Origin of the sequence: Streptomyces sp. NPDC088810 (assembly GCF_044750305.1) — a bacterium.
Taxonomy (GTDB): domain Bacteria; phylum Actinomycetota; class Actinomycetes; order Streptomycetales; family Streptomycetaceae; genus Streptomyces.
The window spans coordinates 121,724-137,376 of sequence record NZ_JBIVJQ010000013.1; the positions used below are offsets into that span (position 1 = coordinate 121,724).

12 protein-coding genes are annotated in these 15,653 nt (G+C 72.0%); 6 read left to right on the forward strand and 6 right to left on the reverse strand.

Going from position 1 to position 15,653, the window contains the following annotated elements:
* Positions 1–98: 98 nt before the first annotated feature.
* Both ACIP4Y_RS32580 and ACIP4Y_RS32585 read right to left on the reverse strand, forming a co-directional pair.
* A complete protein-coding gene (locus ACIP4Y_RS32580; RefSeq protein WP_401399346.1) occupies positions 99–3,407 on the reverse strand; it encodes a hypothetical protein in 3,309 nt (1,102 codons plus the stop codon).
* A gap of 94 nt (positions 3,408–3,501) precedes the next feature.
* Complete coding sequence (locus tag ACIP4Y_RS32585) at positions 3,502–3,855, reverse strand: hypothetical protein (protein WP_401399348.1); 354 nt, start codon at positions 3,853–3,855, stop codon at positions 3,502–3,504.
* A 465-nt stretch (positions 3,856–4,320) separates the two neighbouring features.
* On the opposite strand from ACIP4Y_RS32585, the gene ACIP4Y_RS32590 reads away from it, so the two are divergent.
* From ACIP4Y_RS32590 to ACIP4Y_RS32600, 3 genes are all read left to right on the forward strand, one after another.
* A complete protein-coding gene (locus ACIP4Y_RS32590; RefSeq protein WP_401399350.1) occupies positions 4,321–5,157 on the forward strand; it encodes a hypothetical protein in 837 nt (278 codons plus the stop codon).
* A 291-nt stretch (positions 5,158–5,448) separates the two neighbouring features.
* Positions 5,449–6,072 (forward strand): TetR/AcrR family transcriptional regulator, encoded by a 624-nt coding sequence (locus ACIP4Y_RS32595; protein WP_401399352.1) that lies wholly within the window; start codon positions 5,449–5,451, stop codon positions 6,070–6,072.
* A gap of 267 nt (positions 6,073–6,339) precedes the next feature.
* The gene (locus ACIP4Y_RS32600) at positions 6,340–6,876 is read left to right on the forward strand and encodes a cysteine hydrolase family protein (RefSeq protein WP_401399354.1); all 537 of its coding nucleotides are present in this window, start codon (positions 6,340–6,342) and stop codon (positions 6,874–6,876) included.
* 93 nt (positions 6,877–6,969) lie between these two features.
* On the opposite strand, the gene ACIP4Y_RS32605 is transcribed toward ACIP4Y_RS32600, so the two are convergent.
* A complete protein-coding gene (locus ACIP4Y_RS32605; protein WP_401399356.1) occupies positions 6,970–7,863 on the reverse strand; it encodes a LysR family transcriptional regulator in 894 nt (297 codons plus the stop codon).
* 133 nt (positions 7,864–7,996) lie between these two features.
* On the opposite strand from ACIP4Y_RS32605, the gene ACIP4Y_RS32610 reads away from it, so the two are divergent.
* Positions 7,997–9,355: an MFS transporter gene (locus tag ACIP4Y_RS32610; protein ID WP_401399357.1), complete on the forward strand. Its 1,359-nt coding sequence runs from the start codon at positions 7,997–7,999 to the stop codon at positions 9,353–9,355.
* A 727-nt stretch (positions 9,356–10,082) separates the two neighbouring features.
* On the opposite strand, the gene ACIP4Y_RS32615 is transcribed toward ACIP4Y_RS32610, so the two are convergent.
* The 3 genes from ACIP4Y_RS32615 to ACIP4Y_RS32625 form a co-directional block, all read right to left on the reverse strand.
* Complete coding sequence (locus tag ACIP4Y_RS32615) at positions 10,083–10,265, reverse strand: hypothetical protein (RefSeq protein ID WP_401399359.1); 183 nt, start codon at positions 10,263–10,265, stop codon at positions 10,083–10,085.
* Positions 10,266–10,322: 57 nt separating this feature from the next.
* The gene (locus ACIP4Y_RS32620) at positions 10,323–10,898 is read right to left on the reverse strand and encodes a hypothetical protein (RefSeq protein ID WP_401399361.1); all 576 of its coding nucleotides are present in this window, start codon (positions 10,896–10,898) and stop codon (positions 10,323–10,325) included.
* Between the two features lie 470 nt (positions 10,899–11,368).
* Positions 11,369–12,235, reverse strand: coding sequence for a GNAT family N-acetyltransferase (locus ACIP4Y_RS32625; protein ID WP_401399362.1), 867 nt, complete (start codon positions 12,233–12,235; stop codon positions 11,369–11,371).
* 170 nt (positions 12,236–12,405) lie between these two features.
* On the opposite strand from ACIP4Y_RS32625, the gene ACIP4Y_RS32630 reads away from it, so the two are divergent.
* On the forward strand, positions 12,406–14,610 hold the full coding sequence (locus tag ACIP4Y_RS32630; protein WP_401399364.1) for an MMPL family transporter: 2,205 nt from the start codon (positions 12,406–12,408) through the stop codon (positions 14,608–14,610).
* Positions 14,611–14,646: 36 nt separating this feature from the next.
* The gene (locus ACIP4Y_RS32635) at positions 14,647–15,369 is read left to right on the forward strand and encodes an LmeA family phospholipid-binding protein (RefSeq protein WP_401399366.1); all 723 of its coding nucleotides are present in this window, start codon (positions 14,647–14,649) and stop codon (positions 15,367–15,369) included.
* Positions 15,370–15,653: the final 284 nt, after the last annotated feature.

Below are 15,653 nucleotides of genomic sequence, written 5' to 3' on the forward strand. Positions count from 1 at the left end.
GAATACGGTCTTGTTGACCGTCGGTACTCGGCGGCAGTGCCGCACGGGGTCGCCGCGACTCGATGCCGGTCAGCGGCAACGCCGCAGGGACGCAGACCCTAGCCTTCCGCCAGGACGAGGTGTGCCAGGAGGGGCAGGTGCTCCGCCACCACACCGGCGATCTCCTCGGTCATCTGCTCCCACAGGCCCCAGCACAGCGCCTCGACCAGCACGAGCCGCCCCTGCGGGCAGGGCCCGAGCGACTGGGCGATCGCTGCGAGCGCCTTGCCGCGGTGCTCGGGCGCGGTGAGGGCGTCGGCCAGGGCGCGGGCTGCCGCGCGGGCACCCACCCGGCAGAGCGCCTTGACCACGGCCGGCGTGGCCGCCTCGCGCAGGACAGGGGTGCTGATCTCCTCGAGCAGCGCGGCGGCACGGGCGACGTCCCCCGTGGCTGCGGTGCCCGCCGCGAGGTGGCCGAGGGCGTGCTCGTCTCCTTGCCTGTCGATGATCAGCTCTGCTGCGGCCAGATCACCGGCGTCCACTAGCTTTTTCACGACACCGGTGAGAATTTCGTCGACCGCGTCCTCCGGCAGGCCGCCCTTCAGCCCGAGCACCGCGTCGGTATCGCCCGCCGCGAGGAGCGCTCCGGCGGCGGCGTACGTGTCCCAGCGCCGGCGGGAGGGGCTGTCGGCGGTGCCTGCCCGGCCCAGGATCTCCTGAGCCAGCTCAGCCGCTCCGTCCGGTTTCCCGGTGCGGCCGAATGCCTCGGCCACCCGTCGCAGGCCCTCGGTCCGCTCGGCGGGATCGGCGAGGCTCCGGCTCAGGTGGAGTACGCGGCGCAGGAGTTCGTCCCCCTCCGCGGGGCGATCCGTATGGTGCAGGCCCTCGGCTACCTTCGCGAGCTTGAGGACGCGTGCGTAACCGGAGGAGGCGTCGGCGGCCTGTTCGGCGCGGTGGATGAGGCGGGTGGCATCGTCCCGCTGCCCGGACCGGCCGGCCGCGACGGCCAGCTCGATGAGGGTGCCCACCCCGGGCCCTCGCCCCCTCCGCGCTGCGTTCGTCGCCCGCTTGACCACCTCGTGGGCGTGTTTCTCCTGGCCCGCCCGCAGCAAGAAGTCGGCGGTGTCGGCCGACAGCGCCACCCGCCAGTGGAGGGAGGACACCTCGTCGGTGGCGGCGCGGGCTTGCCGGGCCAGGCGCAGCGTCCGCGCCGGGTCACGGGCCCCCGCCGTCATCCTGCCGGCGGCGTTGAGGACGCGCGCCCGGTAGAGGGGTTCCGTGATCCTCTCGGCCAGGTTCAGGGCCCGGTCGAGGTCACCGGCTTCCGCGGCCGCGATGCCGATCTCGACCAGGCCGTCCTCCGGATCATTCAGGAAACGGCTGACCAAGTCGATCGCCTGCTGGTGGTGTCCGGTCGCCTCCAGGCCCGCAGCGACGTGGGGGTAGACCCAGTTCACGCCGTCGGGGTCGTCGATGTCCGCCGCCAGCCGGGCCGACGTCACGGCGAACTCGGCGGCCTGCGCGGCGAGCCCCGGCGCCGTGGACATCCCCCGGGCGAACAGGGCAAGGTACTGCGCACGCCGGACCGCGTCACCGAAGTCGGCCGAACGGGACAGGACACGCTCCGCCAGCGCCAGGGCCCGGCGATGCTCGCCGAGCCGGGAGAGCGAGGCGGCCAGCGAGGCGCCCAGGACGCTCCGTGAGACGGTGTTGGGCACCGCCATGACCGCGTCGACGGCCTCCAGCGCCCAGGAAACCGCATCGGCGCTCCGGGCACCGGCCTCCTCCCGGGCCGCCGCGGCGTTCCTCGCCGACCCGGCCAGGGCTCCGACGGCGGCGACGAGAGCTTCCGCCCTGCGCTCCGGGTCGCTGATGCGGCGGGCCGGCCGCAGGGCCTCGGCGGGCCGGCCGGCGTCCGCCAGGCCCTTGGCGATCGCCGCCAGGAAGCGGTCCCGGTCTTCGGTGCTGTTCGCTCCGTCGAGCAGAGCGGCCGCCTGGTCCGGGCGCGCGACGACGGCCAAAGCGCCGGCGAGGGCGCTCAGGGCGGCCACCCGGTTCCACGCGTCGCGCTGCGACTCGGCCAGATGAACGGCGCGCGCCGGGTGCCCGCACCGGGCCCACAGGGCGATCAGGTCGGAAGAGAGAGGCGCCGTCCGATCGTGCAGCCCGTCTCGCGCGGCGGCAAGCCGCAGGGCCACGGACACGTCCTGATCGCCGCGGTGCCCGCCGTCTGTTATCACCAGGTCGAACGCGGCCGACATCGCGCTGAGCGACTCCAGGTCCGCCCCGGACGCCCGCCACAGCCGCTCCTGCCACCGGGTGTCGCAGGCCAGCGCCACCAGCCTGGAAGTGTCCCCCTGTTCGCGCAGCAACTGGGTGTAGCCGCGCAACAGGTACTCGGGTGTCCCCTCCGGCCACCCCGCGCGCCGGTAGAAGTCCGCCCAACGGTGCAGACGGCTGCGGTGGGCCGCCAGCTCCTGGTCCGTGACCAGTTCCGCGGCGCCGCGCCGGATCTCCTCGTGCGCGAAGAGAAAGACGGGCGGACCGGCAGACGACCAGTGCCCGGAACGCCGACGGAAGCTGCGGCCGTTCACCGCGGACAGCTCGCGCTCGACCAGCCGCGCCAGACTCCCGGTCAGCTCCGCGAAGTCGGGCGCGCTCAGCCCGCCTCCGGCCGCGACGGTCAGAGCGGCCAGGTCCCAGCCCAGCCCGCCGGAGTCTCGCAGTCGCAGCAGATCCCGCTCCGCGTCCCAGCGCGCCGCGCGGGCGTGCGGGGACGGCTCCAGCCGGTGGTCGATCCGCGTGGTCCGCAGGGGATGGTCCGCGGGCACGTCCCCCGGTACCGGCGGATGCGGACGCCCGGCGACGACGATCCGCATGCCGTGCGGGGGAACACGAGGCAACAGCGCCGCGATGCTGTGGCCGTCGGCACCGGCGGTCACGCCGCGGTCCTCGTCCAGCCCGTCCACCACGAGCACGAACCGCCGGCCGCGCGCCGCGCACCCCTGTGCGGCACGGTGCAGCGCGAGCAGCAGCTGCTCGTCGCGCGTGGCGGGGGTGCTCAGCGGCTCCTCCTCGCCCAGCAACGCGTACACCTGCCGCTGGACGACCTCGCAGAACGCCGTGGCGTCGTTCTGCGCGGCCATGCGGGAGGTGATGAAGAACGACACGACATCGACGCCGGGTGGAGGATGCAGGACGAAGTGCGCCAGCAGGGCGGACTTTCCTGCCCACGCCGGGGCCACCCAGCGCCAGTAGCCGGCGCCGGGACGGCCCGCGGGGACATCGTGCGCGCAGAAGGCGGCCAGCTGGGCGAGTTCGCTCTCCCGCCCCTGGAAGTCGGCGGCGGCGAGGGCCTGTTGCACCTGGAGGGGATAGCCGGAGACGGCGGCCCGCCCCGCGAACACCTGAACGGAGCTGTCAATCATCACGCCGCTGTTGGCGAAGGCCCCTCGCCCCTCGGCGGAGGATCCGCCCGACTTGCGTACCGCGGCGCGGCTGCGGAAGAGCATCGGATGCGCGCTACTCCTGCCGCCGGTAACCGGTGTTCGCGCTGGCGCCGTCCGCCCGCGCGTCACCGGTCTCCCCGATGGAGACCGCACCGGCGGACGAGGAGGCGACGGCACCCGTGTTGGCGTCCCCTCCGCCGGTGGCCGTGGCCCGCCCGGTCCTGGACACCTGCACGGACGTACTCCCGGACGGGCCCAGCAGCGCGCAGACGCCGACCCCCAAGGCGGCCACGCCGACCACCGCGGAGACCACCCCGGCCACCTGGTTCGCCCGGTCCCAGCTCAGCAGCGACAGCACACCGGCGAAGAGCGCGAGGACCAGCACCGTCGTGACCAGGACGGCGCGCCGTTCACCCCGCACAGGCACCCCCTCCACCCCCTTACGCACCGTCGAGCGGCGGAACCGCACCGAGCCCGGTACGGGCCCCGCCACGTGCCGAGCCCCACCATACGGTCAGGCCCGCGTCGCCGTGGGGAAAGCTCAGGGGAGAGCCGTGGAGGAAAAGGGCGCCCCGGAACCGCTGACACCGACCGGGAGCAGGAGCTGCTGGCTCCGCTGATACCGCGGGCCGTCACCGGGTGGCCCAGGATGCGGCATTCGCCAATCCGGGCCCTCTGACCGTCCGAGCGAGGCCCGCAGCTCGGGAACCAACCGCTGGACTCCCGCTTCGCCGTCTACCGGGATAGCCCGTGTGGCGAACTCCTCCGGGCATCCCGTCCTTTTCGGTAAACGAGGACTGGGCGGCCTGGTCACCGCGCGTGGCGGATGTCCGTAGCCCCGGGGAGACGGGACATGATGGGGCAACGGACTCGGTGCGAGGAGGAGTGCGGCGTGCACGGGTTGGGCTCTGGCGGTGCGACACCTGGCAAGTCCCGGTTCGACGACATCTACGTCCAGCCGGATCCGCGTGCCTACTTCACGCGGCTGGCTGCACTGGACTATGAGATTCCGCATCACGCCCAGCCGGTATTCCGGCAGCTGGCGGCGGAACGGGCCGCGTACGGTGACGGCCGGGCCGGCCGGCTGGTGGTGCTGGACCTGTGCTGTTCGTACGGCATCAACGCCGCGCTGCTCAATCACGAGGTGACGCTCGCGGAACTGTACGAGCGGTACACGTCCGACACCGCTCGCCGCATGTCGCCGGAGGAACTGGCCGCCTGGGACCGGGAGTTCTACGCCGAGCGGCGGCGGCCGGACACGTTGCGGGTGTACGGCCTGGATATCGCCGCGCCGGCGGTGCGCTATGCCCGGGAAGCCGGTCTGCTGGTCGCCGGTTTCACCGACGACCTGGAACGGGTGCCGCCCGGGCCGGAGCTGCGCGCCGCCCTGCCGGAGGTCGGGCTGATCACGCTGACGGGCGGCGGCAGCTACATCACCGAGCGGACGTTCGCCGCGCTGCTGGACGGTGCCCGTCGTCCCGTGTGGGTGAGCGCGTTCGTGCTGCGGACCGTTGCCTACGAGCCTGTGGTGCGGAAGCTGGCGACGTACGGGCTGCGCACCACGGTTGATGCGTCGCGGACCTATCCGCAGCGGCGGTTCACGGATGAGGGGGAGCGGCAGTACGCGATCGACGCGGTACGAGCCCTCGGCGGTGACCCGTCGGGGCTGGAGGAGGCGGGCCGTTTCCACAGCGTGCTCTACGACTCCCGGCCCGGCCCGGCACGATAGTCCACTGACACGAGCTCGTGCACACGGGTCGTGCCGGGGTCAGGCCGACGGTCTACTGGTGGGAAACCGTATGAGTCGCGTACGCACGGCGTACGGAACATGTTCCTCTCGCGGACGCATGGAGGACCTGTGGGCAAGGCGGCCAGCCCGCCCGGTCCCCTGGCCGTGTTGACGCACGCGCGTGCGGCCCGATGGGGGACACGGCGGGCGGGAGGACGGCAAGGGTGACGGCCGTGGAGCGGCATGCGTGTCAATTGACAGTGGTGACACCCTGACGGGAGGCTTCGGATCATGCCCAGTGAGAATGCCCCCGCCGGACTGCGCGAACGCAAGAAGGAGGAGACGCGCCACCGCCTGCTGGAAGGGGCCGCGCGCCTGTTCAAAGAACGCGGCTTCGAGGCCACCACCGTCGCGGACATCGCCGCATACGCGAACGTCTCCGTGCGCACCTTCTTCCGCTACTTCGAGAGCAAGGAGGCGCTGCTGCTGCCGGACGGCGTCGAGATCTTCGCCTACGTCGAGGACGCCCTGGCCCGGCGTCCGGTGGACGAGGAGCCCCTGGACGCGGTGTGCAACGCCCTGGTGGAGGCGGCCGAGCCGTTCGCCGCCTCCACTCTGACCGCCCTCAGTCATCCCATCCAAGGCATCGAGAACGTCGTCACGACCCGGCTCGTCCAGGCCTTCTCCGACTTCGAGGAGCGGCTCACCGTCCTGGTCGAGCGCAGGCTGCCGCCGGACACGCCGGACCCCGACCTCACGGCCGCGGTGATCGCGTGCGCCGCTCTGTCCGCGGTCCGCGCCGTACTGCGCACCCGCAGGGCGCGCCGGGCCGCCGGCCTCCCGGACACGGGCCCGGCGCCCCTGCTGCGGGCCTTCGGGATACTGCGCCGAATCGGCTCTCCCGAACAGCCCTGACAGCGGGCGGGCCGATGGCCTCAGCGGGAACGGCGCCGGCACGGCACGTCACGGCGGTACGGCGGCCCCATCGCCGCAGCGGCGGCGCCGCGGTGCCAGCGGATGCTCACGCGACGTCGGTCCCGGCGGCAGCAAGGCCTCACAGCCGCTCGCTCCGGGTCGCCGCGCTGGTTCCAGCGGCCCTGACCGGTCCGCGCCCTGAGCCCTCCCCTCGATTCCCTCTGTGAACAGCAGAGGGGATTCGTGCGATCAGGGAACCCGGCGAGTGTGAGCAAGACTGCACTGCTGGTCATCGACATGATCAACACCTACGACCACAAGGACGCCGACCTGCTGCTTCCCTCGGCTCGCAGGGTCGTGCCGGTGGTGGCGGACCTCCTGGGACGCGCGCGAGACCTCTCGGTACCGGTGATCTATGTGAACGACAACTTCGGTGAGTGGCGATCGCACCACGGAGAGTTGCTGGACGAGGCTCTGAGCGGACCATACGGCTGCCTGGTGCAGCCTGTGAAGCCCGACAGCGATTCCCTCTTCGTGCTGAAGGCCCGCCACTCCGTCTTCTTCGAGACCCCCCTGGAGTACCTCCTGCGGCAACAGGACATCGACCACCTGGTACTCACCGGGCAGGTGACCGAGCAGTGCGTGCTCTACTCGGCTCTCGACGCCCACATCCGTCACTTCGAGGTGACCGTTCCCAGGGATGCCGTGGCGCACATTCACGAAGACCTCGCTCGGGCCGCACTGGAGATGATGAGGCGGAACATGGGTGCATGCGTGTGCACGAGCCAGGACCTGTGGAGGTGACCTGCTCCGGGACCGGCTGGTCGCCCGCCCTCGGCTTGCTGCGAGGTTGTGCTCCAGCGCGCCCGCTCACCGTGTTCTCCCTGCTCGTGTTGTTCAGGGGCGGGCGGCTGCGTAGAGGATGTCGCGAAGTTCGGGCAGGGTCTCGCGGTCCTTGCGCCACACGAGGCGCAGGGTCAGGTCGGGTGCGGCGAGGGGTAGTTGGACGAGGGTGCCCGCACGGAGGCTGTCGGTGACGGCGAAGCGGGGCAGCAGGGTGACGCCGAGGCCGTGTTCGGCCCAGGCGCGCATCACGGGGACGCCGCCGGCTCGGACGCGTTGGGGACCGGTGCCGAGGAGGTGCTGTCCGGCCAGCCAGAAAGAGCATTCCGGGACGTTGACCAAGAGCCGTTCGTCGTGGAGGTCGGTGGGGGTCAGCGCGGGGCGGGTGGCCAGGGAGTGGGTCGGGGCCGCGACGAGGGCCAGGGGCACGGGGTCGAGGTCGAGGAAGGCGAGGGGTTCGGCGGGGGCGGGGAAGCCGAGCCCACCGAGCGCTTCCCCGGCGTCCAGGAGGAGGGCCGCGTCGAGGCGCCCGTCCGCAACGTCGGTGAGGAGTTCTTGGCGGGTGCGGTCGGAGTGCACGTCGACCGTGATGTCGGGGCGGCGTTCGGCCAGCCGGGCGAGGACGAGGGGAACGTGGGAGCCTGCGAGGGTCTGCAGGGCGCCGAGCCGCAGCCGCCGGTGCTCGCCGCGGACATCGTGGACGGCCTGTTCGGCGGTGTCGAGGAGCGTGCGTGCCCAGCCGCGCAGGCGCTCCCCGGCGGAGGTCAGTTCCATGCCTTTGGGGCCACGGGTGAACAAGGCGACGGCGAGGCCGGTTTCAAGGGTGCGGATCTGCTGCGAGACGGAGGAGGGGGCGAGACCGAGGGCGACGGCGGCGTCCGTGACCGTCCGGTGGCGGATCACGGCCTCGAAGGTGACGAGTTGGCGTAGTTCCACGTACGCGCCCAACGCCGCGTGAGCATGCGGAAATTCCGAACGCTGTGTGCGGTTTCACCGGTGGAGCGCCCCGCCCGGTCGGACCGATGGTGGGCGGCGTGACTGATCTGGCTGCTCACCGGAGGCTTCCTCTTCCATGGCTGTTGTGAAACCTGTCGCGCCTACGGTGCCCGCGTCGTCCAGGGCGAGGCGCGCGGGCGCGCTGACCGGCGTATCGCTGGGCTATTTCATGGTGCTGCTCGACACGACCGTGCTGTCCGTCGCCGAACCCGACCTGGCCGCGTCGCTGCGTACGTCGATGGCCGGCCTGCAGTGGGCCACCACCGGGTACACGGTGGTGTTCGCGGCTCTGCTGCTGTCGGCAGGGGCGGCGGCCGACCGGTTCGGCGCCGATCGAATGTTCCGGTCCGGCACGGTGGTGTTCGCGCTCGCGTCCCTGCTCAGTTCCCTGGCCTCGAACCTGGGTGCGCTGCTGGTTCTGCGGGCCGTGTCCGGGGCGGCAGCGGCGGCGTGCGTGCCGGCCTCGATGGCACTGATCGCCCGTCTCTACCCGCAGCCTGCGGCGCGGGCCCGCGCGATCTCGGTGTGGGCCGCGGTCAGCGGGGCGGCCGTCGCGGCCGGCCCGATCGCCGGTGGCGCCCTGGTGGAGGCGGCCGGATGGCGGGCCGTGTTCCTGGTCAACGTGCCCCTGGGGCTGCTGGTGCTGGCCCTGACCTGGGGACGGGCGGTGCGCTGCCCGCGCGGCGCCAACCGCGTCGACTGGTCGGCTCAGGCCGCGGCTGTCGTGGTGCTGGCACTGCTCACGGACGTCCTGATCGCCGCCGGCGCGGGCGCATGGGCCCACGCTGCGTGGTCGGCGGGCGGGCTCGGCATCGCGGTGACGGTGTTCACCCTGCTCGAACGACGCAGCCAGGCCCCGGTCGTGAACCGGACGCTGCTGCGGACGGCACCGGTACGGGCCGGGCTGCTCGCGGGCGCGGTGACCAACTTCGCCCTGGCCGGTGCCCTGTTCGTGCTGCCTTTGCTGCTGCAGCGCGAACGTCACCTGAGCGCCCTGGAAACGGGCCTGGCGTTCCTGCCGCTGACCGTTCCCTTCGCCGCGAATCCACCACTGACTGGCAGGATCGTCGCCCGCACCGGCCCGCGGCCCCCGATTGTCGCCGGCCTGGCACTGCTGACCGCCGGAGGCACGGTCCTGGCCGGCACGGTCTTCGCCGAAGGCGCCTACGTCTGGCTCGCGGCGGGCCTGCTGCTCACCGGCTTCGGCATCTCCCTCATCCTGCCGGCCCTCGCCGCGGCTGTCATCGGCGCCGCCCCGCCAGGCACGGCCGGCTCGGTCGGCGGCCTGCTCAACGCGATCCGCCAGATCGGCGCCACCCTCGGCGTCGCCCTCATGGGCGCCGCCGCGACCGCCGGCACGGGATGGTCACTGCTGCTGTCGGGCGGCCTCTGCGCCCTCGCCTGGCTGACCTTCGCGCTGACACCCGGGGGTCCACCCCAGTAGCAGTCACTTCCTCGTGGCACACCATTGGGCGCAGGGTTCGGGCAGGGATCCGCATCGAGAACGATCTCTCACACTGCAGCTCAGCAGGCGACTTCGGAGGAAGGGAGGGGCGGGATGGGCGACGCGGCGGGGACCGGGGCGCGCTCAGCCGGTTGCGCGTCGCGCGAGGCCTTCGCGCCGTGCCGCCGTCAGTACGGCGGCGCCGCCATGCGGGGAACGTCGGCGGGGGAGAGGTCGGGCCGGGCGCGATGCCGGCGCCACCGGCCGGAGGCGTCACGAGCGACGTCGACGCCGACAAGCGTGATGTCCAGATGCTCCCGGCTGCCCCGCCCGGCGGTGAACGACCGGCCCGCCCCTCGCCCAAGGCTTCTAGGCGTCGGTGAGGCTCTCGAAGACCACGCCCTCCATCCCGACTGACGCCGCAAGGGTCTGAGGATCGGTGGTCGGCGGCACAGCGTCCACGGCTCCGACACGCGGCGAGCGGTGAACACAGACTCCAGCGCGGCCCGCCGCCTGCGGTACGACCACCCGGTCGTGTGCGTCCCGGACAAACGCGAGGTGTCCTGCGGCGTCCCGTACGACCAGTGGACGTCCCGCAGTCTTCGGCAGCCCCCACGTGACCCCCGCGGGCAAGGTCGAAGACCTCGCCGGCCTGCTCACCCGCCAGCCCAGGTGGGGCGGTCCCAGGCCGGCAGGCGGACGGCAGGGACGGTCGCGGTCGTGGCGCCTACGCCGCGCGGACGGCGGGCGCGGCCTGCGCCCGGCGCCCGGGCAGCGCTTCCCTGCCGCGCCCCTCGCCGCCCAGGCTCGGACGGTGTTGCTGGGAGATTTGCAGGACCAGCGCCTCCACCTGGCTCAGTGTGGTCACGCTGGCCTGCGCGGCCTCCCGGGCCTTGGCCAGCTTCTCCATCTGAGCTGGGTGGCAAGGGACGCAAGGACTGTGGCGTCCATGCGGGCCGGGTGTGGGCTAACTCGTCCAGCTGTGGGCCACGTCGACCACGACCCGGTCGTCCAGCTGGATCACGCGGAAGGGCAGTCGGGCGCGTACACCGAGACCGACCTGCGTCTGCCCCTCGAAGGTGCCGCCGAACCGGGTGTCCCGGAAGGAGCTGTACCCGCTGATGTTCACGCCGGGCAGGGCTTGCCCCACTTTCCCCGGGTAGGTCGGCACGCCGGCCTCCAGGTCGTAGCTCCACGCGCCGACGCGGATGTCGAGGATCGCCCCGCCGGCAACTGGTATGTACTGGCCCGAGGGGTCCGCGTAGAACCGGTCCACGTACTGGACGTGGTAGCCGATCTGGTCGCCGCCGCCGGGCACGTCGAACACGATGCGGTCGTAGCATTCGTGCTGTCCGGTCCTGATGTCCTCCAGGTGATCGGCCCCCAATGTGGTACCACCCTTGGCGCCGCTGCCCCAGCCCGTCGGGCAGGCCGCCGCCGTGCGCGGTCCCTCCGCCGGGGCCGCGTCCGCGGTGGTCGCCGTCGTACCCAGCGTGGCGCCCGCGAGCATGAGCACCGCCACTGCCGTTCTGACAGGTCGCATGTTGTCCCCCTTGGTCGCGTAACTCTGATGCTGGGTGAGACAGCCGGCCGCACCGGAAGGTTGTACGCCAGATGGGGGCAAAAAGGGGATCTTGCCGTCCGTGAGATTACCTCGAGGACGCCCGGTTCAATGCACGCCAAGACTCCCGGCACTACACGCGCGGCCGGGCGGACCTGGAGGAGTGGGAGCGCATCCACCAGCTGCCCGTCCGCTTGGGGGACCGCACCGGTGCCGGCTGAGCGGTGGCGAGTGCTAGGCGCCGTACGACGATCGCTGCATCGCCGGACACGGCGGTCTGGACATCGAAGGAACGCGAGGCCCACTCCAACGACCTCGGAGACGACCGTGCGCTGATCGCGCCCACCAACCCGCCTCGTCTCGTCGGCGCGCCCGTTGGCGGCGTGCGCGGTACGCGCCGGTGGGCCGTGCGGGCCCCAGTTCGTGGGCCGGACGGGCCGCACCAGGGCCCCTCAGTAGAGGATCGATGGCAGGTACGCCCCGGCGGGCTCGTTGTAGAGGCCGATGGTCATCAAGCTCATCAGCTGCACCACCTTGAGACCGTTCGCAAGGCCCCATCGCACCAGCAGGCTGTTGCTGGCGGGCACCAGGAGGCCGGGGCCGCCGAAGGCAGGAGCCGAGGCGATCAGGGCCTGCAGGTCAGGAGTGGTCTCGGCCACCGCGTGCGCGAAGAACGCCAGATCCGTGGCGTAACCGGTGATACGCCCCTCGCGCTCGACGACACGTGCCGTGCCTTGTTCAAGCGCGTCGGTGACCTCGCCACCACGGTCGACGCCGTGTATCCGACGGCACACTTCGTTACAGGCGGCGATGTCCGCATCCCTGGCCTCCCGAACGGTGTGCCCAGGCACTGCGCGCAAGATGGCCGGGCCCTGCATACATGCCAGCGTCTCCCTGAACACGAAGCCGAGGCTGGCATACAGCGAGAACGATCGGGTGTGGTACCCGCTTTGCAGCAGCCGGATTCCCGGCACTCTGCGCTCGGCGGATCGGTCCAGCACGTCACGCATCAGCCGGCGGCCCACGCCTCGGTTCTGCACAGCGGGGTCGATGGTGAGGGGCCCGACCCCGACGACGGGCGAGCGCTCGTCGAGGAAATTGCTCCCCACAATCCGTCCGTCGAGCTCGGCGACGACGCTGTAGAACCCTGGGTGGGTCAGGAACGCCCCGATCAGCGCGACACCCACCTCGGGGCTGGGTATGTCGGGAGGAAATTCATGTTCACGGGCGAGCCCGGCGAAGGCCTCGTAACAGATCCTGCCGCATTCTCCGGCATTCTCCGCGGTGCCCGGGCGCAGTACAAGATCCACTGCCGCCATCCCCTTCCTTGCACCGCTCCGCTACACCTATCCCTCCCCCCATCGTCCTCTTGCGGTCGGGAGCGCTGCCGCAGCATCGTCGCAGCAGCAAATGTCACCAGTGACAATTGTCATTCACGACACTTCCTCCTAGAGTTCGTGTCACTCGTGACACTTTCCTAGGAGGCCAGGTGGCCCATCCTCCGCAGCACCCACCCGCGCCGATCGGGGCGCACACCGCCGCCCGTCCGGCGACGGACTCCACCGTGGCTCGCCGCGGACCCGGTCGCCTGGGCGGGTTCTGCGCCCGGCACCCGGCAGCGGTGATCGCCGTCTGGCTGCTGGTCCTCGTCGCCGCCCTGGCAGGACGGCATCTCGCCGCGCCCACCTTCAGCGACCAGGTCAGCCTGCCCGGCACCGCCTCCCACACCGGCACAGATCTCCTTGCCACCTCGATGCCCGAAGCGGGCAGGCCGGGGGGCAAGGTCGTGTTCCACACCGACTCCGGCAGCGTGGCCGACCAGCGGTCGGCACTCGATCGGACCCTGGCCGAGCTGCGCGATCTGCCGCACGTCGCCGACGTCTCCGCGCCCGTGACCAGCGCCGACGGACGCACCGCGTACGCCGCAATCTCCTTCGACGTGCAGCTGAAGACCCTCGGCCACGACTACACCGGGCGACTGGACAAGGCGACCGGCCCCGCCCGGGCGGCGGGGCTCGGCGTCGCCTACGGCGGCGATCTGGACCAGGTGGTCCGTCCACCGGCCGACGACAAGCTGAGCGAGGGCGTTGGCGTCGTCGCCGCCCTCGTCATCCTGCTGCTGGCCTTCGGCAGTGTCCTCGCCACGCTGCTGCCGCTGATCACCGCGCTGATCGGCGTCGGGGTCGGCCTCGGCATCGTGGGCATCGTCGCCGCCGCCCTCTCCTTCGCGACCTCGGCCACCACCCTTGCCGGCATGATCGGCCTGGGCGTCGGCATCGACTACGCCCTCTTTCTGACAACGCGCTTCCGCCAGGACCTCATCGACGGACGCGACCCGGTCGACGCCGCGGCCCGCACCGCGCACACCAGCGGACGCGCCGTCCTCGTCGCCGCTCTGACCGTGGCCGTCGCCATGCTCAGCCTCTACGCCTGCGGCCTGACCTTCATCGGCAAGATCGGCCTCGCGGCCACCCTCGCCGTCGTCGTCACCGCCGCTGCCGCGCTCACCCTCGTGCCGGCGGCCCTGGGGCTGGTGGGCAGGCGCATCGACCGGTTCCACCTGCGCCGCCCGGTCGCCGAGGGCACGACGGCCGGCGACGGCCGGAACCGCTACGCGGACCTCGTCGCCCGGCGTCCCTGGACGTTCCTCGCCGTCGGCGTCGCCGTCCTCGGCGTGTGCTCGCTGCCCCTGCTGTCCATGCGCCTCGGCCATGTCGACGCCGGTGCCGACCGGCCCGGCAGCAGCACCCGAACCGCCTACGACTGGATCGCGCACGCCGACGGGCAGGGCTTCGGAGCGGGGGCGAACGGCCCGATCGTCACCGTTGTCGACGTGAGCGGCGCGAAGTCGGCCGTCGACCGGATCACGGGCGACCTGACCACGGCCCTGAGAGCCACCCACGGCGTGGCCGCCTTCACGCCTGTGAAGGCGAGCGCCGACGGGAGGATCCTCGTCACCACGCTCACCCCGACCACCGGCCCGCAGGACGCCGACACCGGCGACCTGCTCGCCACCCTCTCCGGGCGGACACTGCCCAAGGCTCTGCACGGCACGGGTGCCCATGCCTATCTCACCGGCACCGTGGCCGGCCAGACCGACTTCCGGGACACGATCGGGGCACGGCTGCCCATCGTCATCGGCATCGTCCTGGTCCTCGCCTTCCTGCTGCTCATGACCGTCTTCCGCAGCCTGGTGATCCCGCTCAAGGCCGTCGTGCTCAACCTGTGCACCACGGCCGCGTCCTACGGCGTGCTCGTCGCGGTCTTCCAGTGGGGGTGGGGCGACTCGCTGCTGGGGCTCTCGGAGCCGGTGCCCATCGAGTCGTACGTGCCGATGATGATGTTCGCGATCGTCTTCGGGCTGTCCATGGACTACGAGATCTTCCTGCTGTCCCGGATCGCCGAGGCCTGGCACCGCACCGGCGACAACCGCCTCGCCGTGGCAGAGGGGCTGTCCGCGACGGCGCGCGTGATCTCCGCTGCCGCACTCATCATGACCGCGGTGTTCCTGTCCTTCACCGCCTCACCGACCGTGGTCGTGAAGATGCTCGCCCTGGGACTGGCCATCAGCGTGATCATCGACGCCACGGTGGTCCGCCTGATCCTGGTGCCGTCCGCCATGTTCCTCATCGGGCGGGTGAACTGGTGGCTGCCCCGCCGGCTCGACCGGGCCCTCCCGCACCTGCACGCCTGACCGCCAAAACGCCGACCGACCCGGAGCAGCGACCACGTGAGACCGACCCCCCGCAAAAAGACCCGCCTCATCCTGGCCGTCACCGCGGCGACCCTGGCCGCGCTCACCAGCGCGACCGACCTCCTGGCCGAGCACCGCGCCAAGGAGCGGATCGTCGCCCAGGCCGCGCGCAGGCTGAAGCCGGACGGCCCGGTACACGCCGACCTCACCACCCCCCTCGCGGGGCTGCGCACCCTGGGAGGGGAGGTCGGAGACGTCGACGTGACCGCGGAAGGTGTACACCGTCAGGACGCCGTGCTGGATGTGACCATCCGATTGAAGGACGTGACGACCAACGGCTACAGCGCCGGCGGCACCGCAACGGCCATGGTGGGATACGACCAGGTGACCCGGCGCCTGGGCGCCACGGGCAACGGCCTGAGGGCCGGCGGCAAGGCCGGCGACCTGATCCTCACAGGGAGCGTCGGCCGCCTGGGCCTGCCGGTCACCGTGCGGGCGACGCTGTCCACCACCACACACGCCATCACCATCACGCCCACCACCGTGAGCATCCTCGGCCGAAGCGCGGCCGTCGACGACCTCGCCGAGCTGCCGGCCGCCTCCGCACTCCACGACGAGCTCACTCCCAGGACCGTGACCGTCAGCGCGCTGCCCCACGGGGTCGCGCTCACATCGGCGCACGCCGCCGGCGACGGCCTCGCCCTAGGCTTCTCCATCGCCGCCGGGCCGACACCGAACGCGGGAGGGGCAGCCGTCTGACCGTCCGAGCGGCGCCGCTCCCGGGCGCCCGCCGCTGACGGCCAACAGCAAACTCGACCAATGGCTGCTTCATCGGTACGTCCGGCGAGGCCAGGAACTCCTGAGGGAGCTGCGGGTCGGCGCTGCACGTCCCTCCGTCCGGGTTACTCCTGTCCAACGAGAGTGCGGAGTCATGGGCGTGCTCTACCGGAAGAGAGCACTCGGAGTCGGGTCGGGCCGCCGTCGCCGCGGACGTCACCGACGGGACCGGCGACGCGCCTCCGGCGCCTCCTCGGCCGCGCCCA

Coding starts and splice junctions, on each gene's coding strand:
- ACIP4Y_RS32580 (WP_401399346.1), bottom strand. CDS start 3,407: ATGATTGACAGCTCCGTTCAGGTGTTCGCGGGGCGGGCCGCCGTCTCC.
- ACIP4Y_RS32595 (WP_401399352.1), top strand. CDS start 5,449: ATGCCCAGTGAGAATGCCCCCGCCGGACTGCGCGAACGCAAGAAGGAG.
- ACIP4Y_RS32615 (WP_401399359.1), bottom strand. CDS start 10,265: ATGGAGAAGCTGGCCAAGGCCCGGGAGGCCGCGCAGGCCAGCGTGACC.
- ACIP4Y_RS32620 (WP_401399361.1), bottom strand. CDS start 10,898: ATGCGACCTGTCAGAACGGCAGTGGCGGTGCTCATGCTCGCGGGCGCC.
- ACIP4Y_RS32625 (WP_401399362.1), bottom strand. CDS start 12,235: ATGGCGGCAGTGGATCTTGTACTGCGCCCGGGCACCGCGGAGAATGCC.